Source organism: Roseburia faecis (genome assembly GCF_001406815.1).
GTDB classification, from domain to species: Bacteria; Bacillota; Clostridia; order Lachnospirales; family Lachnospiraceae; genus Roseburia; species Roseburia faecis.
In genome coordinates this window covers 81443-95888 of the sequence record NZ_CVRR01000071.1, presented here as the reverse complement: position 1 = coordinate 95888, position 14446 = coordinate 81443, and the positions used below count along the sequence as shown (strand labels likewise).

At 46.0% G+C, this 14446-nt stretch carries 14 protein-coding genes; all 14 read right to left on the bottom strand.

Going from position 1 to position 14446, the window contains the following annotated elements; translation table 11 throughout:
• Nucleotides 1–7 precede the first annotated feature (7 nt).
• Complete coding sequence (locus tag M72_RS14600) at nt 8–2686, bottom strand: bifunctional diguanylate cyclase/phosphodiesterase (protein WP_055068739.1); 2679 nt, start codon at nt 2684–2686, stop codon at nt 8–10.
• 13 nt (nt 2687–2699) lie between these two features.
• On the bottom strand, nt 2700–3338 hold the full coding sequence (locus M72_RS14595) for an HAD family hydrolase (protein WP_055068738.1): 639 nt from the start codon (nt 3336–3338) through the stop codon (nt 2700–2702).
• Nucleotides 3335–4609: a phosphoribosylamine--glycine ligase gene (purD, locus tag M72_RS14590; protein WP_055068737.1), complete on the bottom strand. Its 1275-nt coding sequence runs from the start codon at nt 4607–4609 to the stop codon at nt 3335–3337. Before purD ends, M72_RS14595 begins: the two co-directional genes overlap by 4 nt.
• Nucleotides 4610–4637: 28 nt before the next feature.
• Entirely contained in the window at nt 4638–5264 is a 627-nt protein-coding gene (gene purN, locus M72_RS14585; protein ID WP_055068736.1) for a phosphoribosylglycinamide formyltransferase, read from the bottom strand.
• The gene (gene purM, locus M72_RS14580; protein WP_055068735.1) at nt 5258–6283 is read right to left on the bottom strand and encodes a phosphoribosylformylglycinamidine cyclo-ligase; all 1026 of its coding nucleotides are present in this window, start codon (nt 6281–6283) and stop codon (nt 5258–5260) included. Before purM ends, purN begins: the two co-directional genes overlap by 7 nt.
• A gap of 100 nt (nt 6284–6383) precedes the next feature.
• A complete protein-coding gene (purE, locus tag M72_RS14575; protein ID WP_022045164.1) occupies nt 6384–6884 on the bottom strand; it encodes a 5-(carboxyamino)imidazole ribonucleotide mutase in 501 nt (166 codons plus the stop codon).
• Between the two features lie 29 nt (nt 6885–6913).
• On the bottom strand, nt 6914–8953 hold the full coding sequence (locus M72_RS14570) for an aminopeptidase (RefSeq protein ID WP_055068734.1): 2040 nt from the start codon (nt 8951–8953) through the stop codon (nt 6914–6916).
• 23 nt (nt 8954–8976) lie between these two features.
• A complete protein-coding gene (locus M72_RS14565; protein ID WP_022045166.1) occupies nt 8977–9303 on the bottom strand; it encodes a DUF6142 family protein in 327 nt (108 codons plus the stop codon).
• A gap of 30 nt (nt 9304–9333) precedes the next feature.
• Nucleotides 9334–10014: an orotate phosphoribosyltransferase gene (pyrE, locus tag M72_RS14560; RefSeq protein ID WP_022045167.1), complete on the bottom strand. Its 681-nt coding sequence runs from the start codon at nt 10012–10014 to the stop codon at nt 9334–9336.
• 255 nt (nt 10015–10269) lie between these two features.
• Nucleotides 10270–10392, bottom strand: coding sequence for a hypothetical protein (locus tag M72_RS17750; RefSeq protein ID WP_261291844.1), 123 nt, complete (start codon nt 10390–10392; stop codon nt 10270–10272).
• A 55-nt stretch (nt 10393–10447) separates the two neighbouring features.
• A complete protein-coding gene (locus M72_RS14555; protein WP_055068733.1) occupies nt 10448–11353 on the bottom strand; it encodes a dihydroorotate dehydrogenase in 906 nt (301 codons plus the stop codon).
• Nucleotides 11353–12144 carry a dihydroorotate dehydrogenase electron transfer subunit gene (locus M72_RS14550; protein WP_055068732.1) on the bottom strand — a complete coding sequence of 264 codons (792 nt, stop codon included), beginning with the start codon at nt 12142–12144 and terminating at the stop codon, nt 11353–11355. Before M72_RS14550 ends, M72_RS14555 begins: the two co-directional genes overlap by 1 nt.
• Before the next feature lie 42 nt (nt 12145–12186).
• Nucleotides 12187–13119: an orotidine-5'-phosphate decarboxylase gene (pyrF, locus tag M72_RS14545; protein ID WP_055068731.1), complete on the bottom strand. Its 933-nt coding sequence runs from the start codon at nt 13117–13119 to the stop codon at nt 12187–12189.
• 25 nt (nt 13120–13144) lie between these two features.
• Nucleotides 13145–14431 carry a dihydroorotase gene (locus M72_RS14540; RefSeq protein ID WP_055068730.1) on the bottom strand — a complete coding sequence of 429 codons (1287 nt, stop codon included), beginning with the start codon at nt 14429–14431 and terminating at the stop codon, nt 13145–13147.
• Nucleotides 14432–14446 lie beyond the last annotated feature (15 nt).

The window sequence follows — 14446 nt, the reverse complement described above, 5'->3', positions numbered from 1 at the left end:
CACTCCCCTATTCTGCGATAAAGGCCTCATAAAATTTTTCTTTTGGCACAGGTTTTCCAAAATAAAATCCCTGGATCATCTCTGCCTTTGTTTTCTTTAAAATATCTACCTGCTCTTTTGTCTCGATTCCCTCGACGATACAGTGAATTCCCAGATCATTGATCATGGAAGTCATATAGTCGAGGAGAATCCGGCTTTTGCGGTTATTGGTAATTTCAGTTACCATGGACCGGTCAATCTTTGCAGAATCGAAATCATACTGGATCAGTACCGCAAGATTGGAATAATGACTTCCGAAATCATCCATTGAGAGCCTGAATCCGAGTTCTTTGAGGCTGTTTGCAACATTTTCAATCAGAACATGATCCATGTCTCCCACCGTCTCCGTTACCTCAATATGGATCAGTTCCACCGGAATATCATATTTTTGAACCATCTGCGTTACTTTTTCAATAAGTTCCGGATACATGATCGTCATCTTCGAGAAATTCACGGATATTGGCACCGTACGATGTCCTTCCCGGATCTGTTCCTTCTGATAACGAAATACTTCATCCAGAACAAACAGGTCAATCATATGCACCAGATTGTAATGTTCCAGCACCGGAATAAACATCCCCGGTCCCACAATGCCCAGTTCATCATCCAGCTGCCGGATCAGTGCCTCCGCGCCCTCTGTGCGCCCTGTGTGGATATCCACTTTCGGCTGCAGATATACCAGATACCTTCCTCGCTCCATCAGATCGTTGATCTCATCTATCACGCTCTGCTCCATGCGCTTCATCACGGTTGTGCCATGCATCAGCTTAAGCTTATCGTTGCTCATAAGAACCTCTGCCTCTGCAATCTGGCTGCGTGTCTGCGGATGTGCACTCCAGCTGTATCCCATCGCCACGCCAAAGCCAAGTCCGGCAAGCCTTTTCTGCAGATTTTCCACCTGCTGCTCCATTTCCTGCCGTTTAATGTTGATACACAAAACCAGCATCTCATCCTCATCATACCGGTAAATCCGGTAATTGGGAAACAGGGATTTCAATAAATCCGCAACTTCCATCAGTCTGCGGTTGCCGCTGATATAGCCAAACTGTTTATTAATCTCCGACAGATGGATCACATCGGTTGTAATCACGCCAAGTGAACAGAACATATTGTCCGCACCAGTACGTGCCATAACGGACAATCCCTCCCGGTTCCAGAGATTGGTCAGTTTGTCATGTGTGCGGTCATATTCCTGCTGCTCCTGCAGATTGCGAAGTTCAATCCGCGCAGCCAGTGCCGCACCAAGCATGGAAAGAATCTCAGCCTCCCCGAGATGTCTGTGTGGGTTTAGAACCATTAAAATTCCAAGCAGATGATCTCCTGTATACAAAGAAATCCCGGCTGCAGACCATGCACGTAGTTCTGCCAGATATTCATAGATCACCGGATGACTTTCTCTCAGCGACTTGATATCCGGAATCACCACGTCCCCGAGTTGTCCTATTTCCTGAATAACTCCTTCTGCATCTCCTGACTCAATTTCCTCGGTCACAAGTCTTGCCATCATCTGTGCCGTATCCCTGTGACACTCTTCCACATAGCGGATACCGCCCTCTTTTGCATAGGCAAGCACAACACAGTCCGCGTCAAAATACTGGCGCAGCGCTTCAAATGTCTGCATAAGGGCATCTCCGATTCCCTCTCTTCCAAGCGCTTCCATACAGGTACGGAGCTGTCTTAACATGGATTTTTCATTGCCTTGTGCGAGAATCGGTTCCACCGGATCTGCCGTTTCCGGCTCCTGATTTTCTTTGATCTGATCATAAAAAACAATCCGGTTTTTTCCGCCTCTTTTCGCCGCGTAAACTGCCCGGTCTGCCTCATAATAAAAATCCGGAAAACTGATTCTTCGTCCATCCAGTTTCGCAGCACCGATAGATACGGAATATTCCATATCAAAGATAATCTTTTTCAAATTTTCACGCAGGGAGACACAAAATTCTTCCATTTCAACAGAATTCTGAAAGCCGGAAGCAAACACCGCGAATTCATCTCCCCCAAGCCTGCCGACAATTCCCCGGTCACCGATCACTTCACTTAAAATACTTCCGGTCTGGCTTAAGACCATATCCCCTACCGCATGTCCCTGCGTATCATTGATCATTTTAAAATCATCAATATCAAGCATGACAAATAAGGCATTTGTTGTACATTCCGCAAGCTCTTTTGCGCAGTATTCCTCAAATGCCTTATGGTTATACACATTCGTCAGTACATCAATCTCTGCCCGGCGCCGCATGCGTTCCGTGATGGCTTTCTCCTGCTGCACACAGCAAAAACGCCCCACCATACGATCTGTTTTTCCATCTTCTTCCGCAATACTCACCAGATAAAAACGGTACCATTCCGGTTGATTTTCTTTTTCGCAATAACGGACATCGACCGTAACAGTCCCTTCTTTTTGCAGGCAGGCATGCATCGCTCTGCGAAATACCTTTTTATCTTCCGGATCAATAAAAACAGATCCATAATGGTTCTTCTTTACATAATCTTCGATATCAAAAAGGACCTCGAACCGGTCATTTTCTATCGCATAAACCACTGCCCGGTCTTCTTTTACATCATATTCTATCAATCTCTCATGGTTTTGCTCTGCAACCACCCTGAGAAGTTCATTTTGCTTTTCCTGTTCTTTCTGCTCCCGCATAGTAACCTCTTATCTACAGCAGAACCTGATCTGCCACATTCTCCAATTCACAGAATTTGTGAATTTCAGGAACCTTGTCTTCTATTGTACCAAACCCGTATGCCGCATGAATAAATTTAACCCCCGCATCCATGCTTGCATCGTAATCTCCCTGAATATCACCTACATATACCGCATCATCCAATGCATTCCGCCTGTACAGTAACGCGATATTCTCTCCTTTTGATTTTTCATTATTTCCGTAGCACTCAGTATCCTCTATCAGATCGTGCAGTTTGTAATAATCCAGAAAAGCCTCTATATATCCGGACTGGCAGTTGCTTACAATATACAGATGATATTTTTTCTTCAACTGTTCCATTGTCCTGCGGATATCCGGGTAGAGAGTTGCTCCGTGTATCCGGAGATATTCATTTTCTTCTTCCCCACACTGTGCCAGAAGTTTCTGGCGTTCGCCTTCTTCCAGATCCGGAAACAGAATCCGTGCGATCACATCCATCGTCTTTCCCATTACTGACTGGATGTCCTTTACCGTAATCGGTTTTCTGTCGTAGCCGGCTCTTTTTACGGTCTCATTCCAGGACTCTGCCACTTCCGCAGCGGAATCCCAGAGTGTTCCGTCCATATCAAATATGATTCCTTTTTTCATTATGCCTCGTCAATTGCCTTTCCGATATCATGGCGCATATACTTATTTGCGAAATCCACCCATTCGGTTGCCTCATAGGCTTTCTTTCTTGCTTCTTTTAAATCTTTTCCGGTTGCAGTAATGCCAAGGACACGTCCGCCGTTTGTTACGATGCGTCCTTCCTTATCGAATGCAGTTCCTGCATGGAAACAGAAGTAATCATCCTTGCCCTCGAACTTTTCAAGTCCGCTGATTGGGAATCCTTTCTCATAGGAAACCGGATATCCGTCAGATGCAAGTACAACACAGACAGCTGCATTGTCCTCAAACTGCAGATCAATCGTGTCAAGTTTTCCATCGACACATGCTTCCATGACATCAATGATATCATTTTTCATACGTGGAAGAACGACCTGTGCCTCCGGATCTCCAAAACGGGCATTGTACTCAAGAACCTTTGGTCCTTCCCCTGTCAGCATCAGTCCGAAGAAAATAACTCCGGTAAATGGTCTTCCCTCCGCAGCCATAGCATCTACAGTTGGCTGATAAATATACTTCTTACAGAATTCATCTACTTCTTTTGTATAGAACGGACTTGGAGAGAAATTTCCCATACCGCCGGTATTCAGTCCCTGATCTCCATCCTTGGCACGTTTGTGATCCTGTGCGGAAGACATGATGCGGATGGTCTTTCCATCCACATAGGTCAGAACCGATACTTCACGTCCGGTCATAAATTCTTCGATTACCATCGTATTTCCGGCATTTCCGAATTTCTTATCTTCCATGATCGTACGCACGCCTTCTTTTGCCTCTTCGAGTGTATTGCAGATCAGCACACCCTTTCCGAGTGCCAGACCGTCTGCCTTTAACACGATTGGCATCTTTGCTGTCTCAAGATATTTTAAAGCTTCTTCCGGATCAGTAAAGTTCTCGTAAGCAGCTGTCGGAATATGATACTTTTTCATCAGATCCTTGGAGAATGCTTTCGATCCTTCCAGAATCGCTGCATTTTTGCGCGGTCCGAATACCTTTAAGCCTTCTGCTTCAAAGACATCCACAATTCCGCCAACCAGCGGATCATCCATACCAACGATGGTAAAATCAATGGATTTCTCCTTTGCAAACGCAACGAGCTTGTCAAACTCCATGGCTCCGATCGGCACACACTCAGCTAAAGCTGCAATTCCCGCATTTCCAGGTGCACAGTATATTTTGTCAACTCTCGGACTTTTGGCAACGCTTGTTACGATTGCATGCTCACGTCCACCGCTTCCAATTACAAGAACTTTCATGATTATCCTCCTATATGTGATGCATTTCCTATTTACTGATATGTACGGTTTTGCCCATCACCGTCACTTTTCCATTTGCGATCAGGTCGATCGCCTGTGGCATAATCTTCCACTCTGCCTGTTCCATGACACGGCGCTGCAGGATCTCCGGCGTATCGCCCTCCTGCACTTCTACCGCTTTCTGCAGAATGATCGGACCGGTATCCGTTCCCTCATCCACAAAATGCACGGTGGCACCTGTGACTTTGACTCCGCGGGCAAGTGCACCTTCATGCACTTTCAGCCCATAATATCCGGTTCCACAGAAAGACGGAATTAAAGACGGATGAATATTGATGATGCGGTTTCTGTACTTTGCAATCATCTGTTCCGGAATGACGACAAGGAATCCTGCCAGCACAACCAGATCCACCTCATACGCATCAAGTCTGCGCAGAAAATCTTCATTAAATGCCGCACGGCTCTCATACTCCTTCGGGCTGATGCATACTGCCTCAATTCCGTGCTTTTTTGCACGTTCCAAAGCGTATGCTCCCGGATTATTGCTGATCACTACCGCAATCTCTGTATTTGTGATTGTTTTTTGTTCAATTCCATCGATAATGGCCTGCAGATTGGTTCCGCCGCCGGATACACATACTGCGATTTTTAGCATAATGTTACACCCTTCTCTCCGTCTGTGATCTTACCAACCACATATGGAGTATCTCCGGCTGCTTTGATTGCTTCCATCGTCTTGTCCACGTCTGCCGGATCGACTGCAAGAACCATTCCAAGTCCCATGTTGTAAGTATTGTACATCATATGCTCATCTACATTTCCCTCTCTTGCCATAAGGGTAAAGATTGGAGGAACCGGGTAGCTGTTCTTTTCCACTACGGCATGCTTTCCTTCCGGAAGCATACGTGGAATATTCTCATAGAAACCACCACCGGTAATATGGCTGCAGGCTTTCACACGTACTCCGGCGTTCTTGATAGACTTCAATGCGCCTACATAGATACGGGTCGGAGCAAGAAGAGCCTCGCCAAGCGTTGTTCCAAGCTCATCCATATATGTATTTAAGGTTTCTTTGTCCATACGGAAAATCTTGCGCACGAGAGAAAATCCATTGGAATGTACACCGGAACTTGCCATACCGATCAGCACATCCCCGGCTTTTACGTCTTCTCCGGTAATGATATCCTTCTTGTCAACCACACCTACGGTAAATCCGGCCAGATCATACTCATCCTCCGGCATCAGTCCCGGATGCTCTGCAGTCTCTCCACCGATCAGTGCACATCCGGACTGCTTACAACCCTCTGCCACACCGCTTACGATCGTTGCAATTTTCTCCGGATAATTTTTTCCACATGCAATATAATCCAGGAAAAATAACGGTTCACCACCGGCACAGGCTACATCGTTGACACACATTGCAACGGCATCAATACCGATCGTATCATGCTTGTCCATCAGGAAAGCCAGTTTTACCTTGGTTCCGCATCCATCGGTTCCGGATAAAAGAACCGGCTCTTCCATATTCTTGATCGCATCCAGCGAAAAAGCACCGGAAAATCCGCCAAGTCCGCCTAATACCTCCGGACGCATGGTTCCCTTTACAAACTTCTTCATCAGTTCCACTGACTCATATCCTGCTTCGATATCTACGCCCGCGTTCTTGTAATCCATTTATTTTTCCTCCTAATATCTGTGTTTTAATCTATTATTGTCGCTTATAGTATATCGGGTATTTTTCGATTTTACCAATCATAAATGTTAATAAATCTAATTAGTAGTTCTTATATCCCACTTCCTGCAATCTGGCATCCTTTGCCTCAACCTGCTCTTTTAAGTTTTTAGAATACTCTTTCAGGCGTGCAAGTAAATCCGCATCACTGGTTGCAAGAATCTTTGCTGCAAGAATACCGGCATTTGCTCCGCCGTTGATTGCTACGGTTGCTACCGGAATACCGGTCGGCATCTGCACGATACTGTACAGGGAATCTCTTCCGCCAAGAGAAGTGGTGTGCATCGGGATTCCGATGACCGGCATCGGGAAGATTGCTGCGCACATGCCCGGCAGATGTGCTGCCATACCTGCACCTGCGATAATCACTTTAAATCCTTTTTCCTCCGCACTCTTTGCATATTCAAAAAATACATCCGGCTCGCGGTGTGCGGAAATGATCGTCATCTCATAGCTGACGCCCAGCTGGTCTAAGATGTCTGCTGCCTTTGCCATGATCGGCATATCTGAATCACTGCCCATTACAATTCCTACTTGTGCCATTTTAAATATCCTCCTATATGTGAAAAAATTTATGGTTCCATTGCATCCAGCGGCTCATTTAACGGTTCCGTTCCCGGAACGACAAACCGCCCGTTTCTTATAATATCTGTCGTCGTGCCATCTGCACGTACTACCGTAATCGCTCCTAACTCATCATACGGAATCGTAATATCGGTATGACAGTTAAAATATGCTTTTGAAATATCTTCTTTGCGCCGGATCGAAATTTCATTGTCCCTTGCGATGATCGCTTTTCCATCCGGATTGTATGTCATGTTGTCCTCATCGTACGTGTAACAGGTGTCTCCGACCGCAAAATGCGGACCTGTCTTTTCCGCAATCAGAATCGGAAGCTTATCCGCGATCTGATATTTCCGTGCCATCCGGTATGCGGTGGTATTTGTTCCGATTGCAAACTCTCCCATCGGAAGTGTTTTGTGATGGAACAGAATATTGTCCTCTATATACTTGCGGTTTTCATCCTCAGAATCAAAATTTGTACAGGAATAAGCTGTAATTCTTCCGTTTTCAAAATCCAGTTCCAGATTCTTGAAAAGGAATTCCCCCAGATAGACCTGTGTGACGTGCAGCTTTCCTTCTGTTTTCTGCAATACCGGAGATGTGAACACTTCCCCTACCGGAATATTGACATCTGCCACACAGTTTTCAAATGCGGTCTCTTTGGCAGGATCGGAAAGCGGATGAATCTTTACATACAGATCCGTGCGGTTTCCGTTACAGCCTTTGATGTGCACACGGTCCGCCGTATCCAGCACATCAATGATCTTCTGCTGCATATTGCGGTAAAGCATATAATCAAGCGTATTGATATGCACCGTTTCCGCAAAGATTTCTTCGTATTTTTCTCCGATGGACGGAACCGGGTAAGCAATAATCGTAAAACTGCGTTCCTCCCCGTGAATGTAATGATTGATCAGCTGGCTCTTCTCGCTGCGCTCATACACATCGATTTCCCTCTGTTTGTCGGTATAGGTAACGCGCTCCTCTTTCTGCTCCGGCGAAAACGGCTTTGTCCCGAAAATTTCGATCACTGCCGGTCCTCCGTAATTTGGAGCAATCGCTTTGTGATTTTCCCAGACAGTACGGTCAACTTCGAGTCCCCGCTCGATGAGTGCCTTATCCAGCCACAGCCCGCGATCCTCTTTGTGATCGTAAGTAAACTGCTTGTTCAGGGAAATAGAGTACGGACGCAGCACCGGCTGCAATCCGATCTTTTTAAAATTGTGTACGGCGGCGCGTACCATCCGCTCGAATCCCAGCGGATAACGGATCTCCACTACCGACTTTTTAGAAATATCTTTTCCGGTTGTTTCAAATCCGATCCGGTATCCTTCGGTAAATGTATCCGCCATTGCCTGCATCTGCTGCTTTGTCAAGGAATGCAGAAAATGTGCGGACTCCGTCTCATCTTTTCCGATATACAGACCATAACGGTACAGATATGCCGGATGATCCAGCTCCGCTTCCATCACGATCTGGGTGAAATAATCATATTCCGGATCGATCAGTCTGCAGATCGCATCCGCATTAAAAATTTCTGTGTAATCATGCATAAAAGAATAAATGCATTTTCTGATCTCGTGCACATTCAGATTCTGTGCATCCTCAAAACAGTTGTAAATTTCCACAAAAAGTTCCGCATAAATACACAGATAACGGATATTTCCTTCCATACAGCTGGTATAAATTCCATGCAGTCTGGCATCCAATGCCGAGAGCAGCGGTCCGTATTCCCAGCCCATCTTACTGACGGCATATGCCGGGTTTGCATAACTGTCCGCATAATCTTCCTGCACATCCAGATACAGACGGCGATTGATCTTTTTCCCTTCCAGCGTGGAAATTTCTGCCAGTTTTCCACTCAGGGACGCTTCTGCTAATTTATACAAAACCAGAAACAGTTCCGACATTTCAAAGAAATATCTCCGGTACAGTTCTTCCACACTGGAGGCTTCCTCCTCGCTGACCGCCTCAATGCGCTCCATCACAAGTTCCAGCCGTTCCCAGTATTCCTCGTTATTTTTGTGATTGATCTCTCTAAAGCTCATAGTTTGTTTCCTTCTTATAATTTTTAGCTCAAAAATCCCCAGATATAGGTTCCGATCCAGCATACCATATCCAAAAGGGTCAGTCCCAGTCCCAGTCTCGGAAACAACTGGAAGGAATCTTCTTCCCGCAGACTTTTGGCTGCGATGACAAGAACAACAAATGTTGCGATCATCGCAACGACTCCTGCGCTCCCATAATAAGCAGACAGCGAACCGCCTCCCTGAAAAGCAAGCTTCAGGAACACAAGATACCATACCAGAAGAGCAAGTGCTAATACCGTGGCCAGTATTCCCTGTCTGGAATGTTTTTTCTCGGTAAACTTATAGCCACGTCTTCTCCGGTTTCTCATATGCGTCTCTCTTTCCTACAACCTTTTTGCTTATTTGCATCCATACTGCTCATAATAGGCATCGATTGCTTTCCTGATCGTGTCATCAATTACAATTCTGCCCTGACATTCCCGATTATATAAGTGTTCTACCACTTCTTCCATGGTAACAATTGCTTTTCCTTCAAAACCATATTTCTCATGAATTTCATCGAGTGCGCTCTTTACGCCGCCCTGTCCGACTTCCATGCGGTTTAAGCTGACCATAAGACCAACGATCTCAACGTTTGCAGCCCCACGTACTTTTGGAACAGTTTCTTCCATGGACTTGCCGGATGTCGTCACATCCTCGATCATCACCACGCGGTCTCCATCTTTTAAGCTGCTTCCTAAAAATCCGCCTTTGTCTGCCCCGTGATCCTTGGCTTCCTTGCGGTCACTGCAGTAACGGATCTCTTTTCCGTACAATTCACTGAATGCAATTGCGGTAACAACAGCCAGTGGAATTCCCTTGTATGCCGGTCCGAATAACACATCAAAATCATCCCCGTAACTGGCGTGGATCGCCTTTGCATAATACTCTCCGAGTTTCTTTAACTGGGAACCTGTCACGTATGCACCTGCATTCATAAAAAATGGCGATTTTCTTCCACTCTTCAGTGTAAAATCGCCAAATTTGAGAACATCACTCTCTACCATAAACTCAATGAACTCACTCTTGTAACTTTCCATTGTATACTTTCCTCCTGTATCAAAAGGCATTCTGCCCTTGTTATTTCGCAGTTTTCTATTAAATTTTAGCATACTTCCGGTGGGTTTTCAATGCGCGAATCATAAAAAGAAACAGCATCCCCAACCCTGCGAGGCGATCCGCCCCGCAAAGTTTCGGATGCTGTTCTTAAATACGGATCCGGCTGTTATTTAACGGTTACTTTTACTGTGTTGCGAGGAACTGACCAGCAATACCACAGATCTGCGTAACTCTAATCAGGCAATTTCAGATTCCGTACAGACAATTTCCGCAGTTTCTGAAGAACTGACCGCCCATGCATCCGAAACAATGGATGCAGAGACCGTAAACACACAGATTCTGGAAAACATTGCTGCCAAAATGAAATCCCTGGTACAATATATTCAAAAACAGTAAGCAGTTACCATATCTTTATTATTCCGAAACGGCACCGATTAGTTCTTTGATATCGCTCACATGATATTTTTCCATGTAGCGCTCAATCCCTTCTACAATTTCCATGGTCACTGCCGGATTCTGGAAATTGGCGGTGCCGACAGATACAGCTGTCGCACCCGCCAGTATCATCTCAATCGCATCTGCAGCATTCATAATTCCTCCCATTCCAATGATCGGAATCTTTACTGCCTGTGCCGTCTGATAAACCATACGCACGGCTACCGGATGAATGGCCGGACCGGACATCCCACCGGTCTTGTTTGCAAGAACAAATTTTCTCCGGTTGATATCAATCTTCATTCCCGTGATCGTGTTAATCAAAGACAAGGCATCCGCACCACCTGCTTCCGCTGCACGCGCCATCTCTGTGATGTCTGTGACATTCGGACTCAGTTTCATGATCACCGGCTGTTTTGCATACTTTTTCATTTCCTTTGTGATTGCTTCTACCGCTTTCGGATCCTGTCCAAAAGCAATTCCACCCTCTTTTACGTTCGGGCAGGAAATATTGATTTCCAGCATATCCACCGGCTCTTCTGCCAGCCGTTTTACCACTTCCACATATTCCTCTGTCGAGTGTCCGCATACGTTTACAATAATTTTAGTATCATATTTTTTCAGGAATGGAATATCTCTCTCGCAGAACAGATCAATTCCCGGATTCTGCAATCCCACGGCGTTGAGCATCCCGCCATAGACTTCTGCCACACGCGGAGTCGGATTTCCCGGCCACGGTACATTTGCCACACCTTTGGTAACCACCGCACCAAGCCGGTTTAAGTCTGTAAATTCACTGTATTCTGCTCCGGAGCCAAAGGTTCCGGATGCCGTCATTACCGGGTTTTTTAAGGTAACACCACATAATTCCACACTTGTATTCATTACAGATCCACCTCCTCAGCCAGAAATACCGGTCCTTCTTTACAGATTCTCTTGTTTTTCACATTGGAATGTGCATCTTTTTCTTTGGAATCGCACACACATGCCAGACATGCACCGATTCCGCATGCCATCCGTTCTTCCATGGAAATATAACAGGTCATGCCCTGCTCTGCTGCATACGCTTTCAACGCCCGCAGCATCGGTGTCGGTCCGCACGCATATATTACATCTGCATTTAATTTATATTCTTTCATGGCATCCAGCACATTTCCCTTTGCACCGACACTTCCATCTTCCGTTGCCACGTAACAGTCTCCCTGTTCTTTAAATTCATCCAGAAGAAACGTCTGTGCATCCCGGTATCCCATCACACTGACAAATTCACAGGTGCCGGCAGCCTTGATGCTCTTTGCAAGTTCAAGCATCGGAGGAATTCCGATTCCTCCGCCGATCAGGAAAGCTTTCTTTCCCGGCTCCACGGTAAATCCGTTTCCAAGCGGTCCCAGTACCCGGATCGTATCGCCCGCTTTTAACCGGGAGAATTCTTCCGTTCCGGTTCCTTCTCCCGTTACCCGGTATACCAGACGAAGTGTTCCTGCCTCTGCATCAATCCCACACAGGCTGATCGGACGTGGCAGCAGTTTGCTGGCATCATTACTGTACAATGATACAAACTGTCCTGCCTTTGCATGTCCTGCAATATGCTTCGTCTGGATTGTCATGTCATAGATATCTTTTCCGATGCACTGCTGCTTCAGCACCGTAACATTTTCCTGAAATTTTTCGCTCATAAAATCCAACTGTCTCCCTTTTGTAAAATCACGACTTTATTTTTATCTTTGTGCAAGTGCTCCGGATATGTCTGCGATCATATCTTTGACTGCCAGACGGGAGGCATCTGCGAAGTTCTCCGGTGTAATTCCCTGCTCTTTATACTTATCCTGTTTGTAAGCACAGATGATACCACGGGAAGAGTTTACAATTGCTCCTAATCCATCCTCATTAAAGAAATGTACCAGATCCTTGCCCTGTCCTCCCTGTGCACCATAACCCGGTACCAAAATGAACGATTTCGGCATCACTTTACGAAGAATTTCTCCCTGCTCCGGATACGTTGCTCCGACAACTGCTCCAACATAGCTGTAGGAATCTCCCATACATTCGCTTCCCCACTCTGCTACCTTTTCACCAACCAGTTCATACAGCGGACGACCGTCGATCAGACGATCCTGGAACTCTCCGCTGGATGGATTGGAGGTCTTTACGAGAATAAAGATTCCTTTCTTTTCTTCTTTGCATACATCCACAAACGGCTTGATACCATCGGTTCCCAGATATGGATTTACTGTAGCAAAATCCTCATTAAAACCGGTATATGTTTTGCTTGCGATCTGTACTTTTCCGAGATGTCCGGTCGCATAGGCTGCGGATGTGGAACCGATATCCCCACGCTTTACATCTCCGATCACAACCAGATCTTTCTCGTGGCAGTAATCTACCGTCTTCTGGAATGCCGCTACACCGGCCACACCAAACTGCTCATACATCGCGATCTGCGGCTTCACTGCAGGAATCAGGTCGTATGTTGCATCAACAATAGCTTTATTGTACTGCCAGATGGCTTCTGCTGCTCCCTCTAACGTCTCACCGAACTGAGCGAACGCTGCTTTTTGTATGTGCTCCGGCACATAAGAAAGCATCGGATCGAGTCCCACAACGATAGGTGCGTTGGTCTTTTTAATTTTTTCTACTAATTTGTTGATCATGTGATTGATTTCCCTTCTTAATTTATTACTTATTTAATTCATTAAATACAACTTCGCCGTCACAGATCGTGCACTTTACACGTCCCGTAACTTCTTTCCCGTCAAACGGTGTATTTCTTCCCTTGGAAGCAAATGTGTTTTTGTCAATGCGGTAGGTTTCCTCTGGATCAAAGATCACGACATCTGCCGCTTTTCCCGGCTGGATATCTCCCTTATCAATACCGACAATCTGTGCCGGATGGTAACTCATACACGCTGCCATCTGCATCGGCGTCAGATATCCACCGAGTACCAGTTCATTATGTGTAAGACATGCGGCGGTTTCCAGTCCGACAATTCCAAACGGTGCTTCCTGCATCGAACGGTTTTTATCTTCAAATGTGTGTGGCGCATGGTCTGTGGAAATCACTTCCATAATGCCATCCCGCAGTCCCTCACGCAGTGCTTTCACGTCTTCCTTTGTGCGGAGTGGCGGATTCATCTTGTAATTGGTATCCGCTTCTTTCATATCGTCTGTGGACAGCGTAAAGTGATGCGGACACACTTCTGCCGACACCCGGACACCTTCTTCCTTTGCCACTTTTACCATGAGCACGGAATCCTTTGTGGAACAATGACACAGATGAAGCTGTGCCCCGGTATCTTTTGCCAGAATAATATCTCTTGCAACAATCACATCCTCCACGGAATTGGTAATTCCCGGAAGTCCCAGTTCTTTTGCTTTTGCATCGGCATTCATGACACCTCCGCGTACCATATGGATATCTTCGCAATGGGCAAGTACCGGAATGCCCAGACGCGCTGCTTCAAGCATACCGTCCCGATACAAAGCGGCATCCATGACAGATTTTCCGTCCTCGCTGATTGCCGGACTTCCTGCCTTAACCATTCCTTCAATATCCGCAAGCTCTTTTCCCTGCTGTCCCTTTGTCACCGCACCAACCTGCAGGACATGAATACAGTTCCCGGATTTTGCTTTGTTGTGCACATAATTGACAATATCCGGATTGTCTGCTACCGGCTTTGTATTCGGCATGGTCAGCACTGTCGTATATCCACCATGCGCAGCGGCCTGCATCCCGGTATAAATATCCTCTTTCTGTTCAAATCCCGGATCGCGGAAATGTACATGCATATCAATAAATCCCGGCATCACATAACATCCGTCCGCATTGATCACACGTTCGGCTTCTTTTTCCGGAAGTTCTTTTCCAATCTTTTTTATCTTCTGATCTTCGATCAGGACATCTGCCACCTCATCCATCTGTGTTGCCGGATTGATGACATGTCCCCCTTTGATTAAAATGGTCATTCTTTTTCCTTTCTT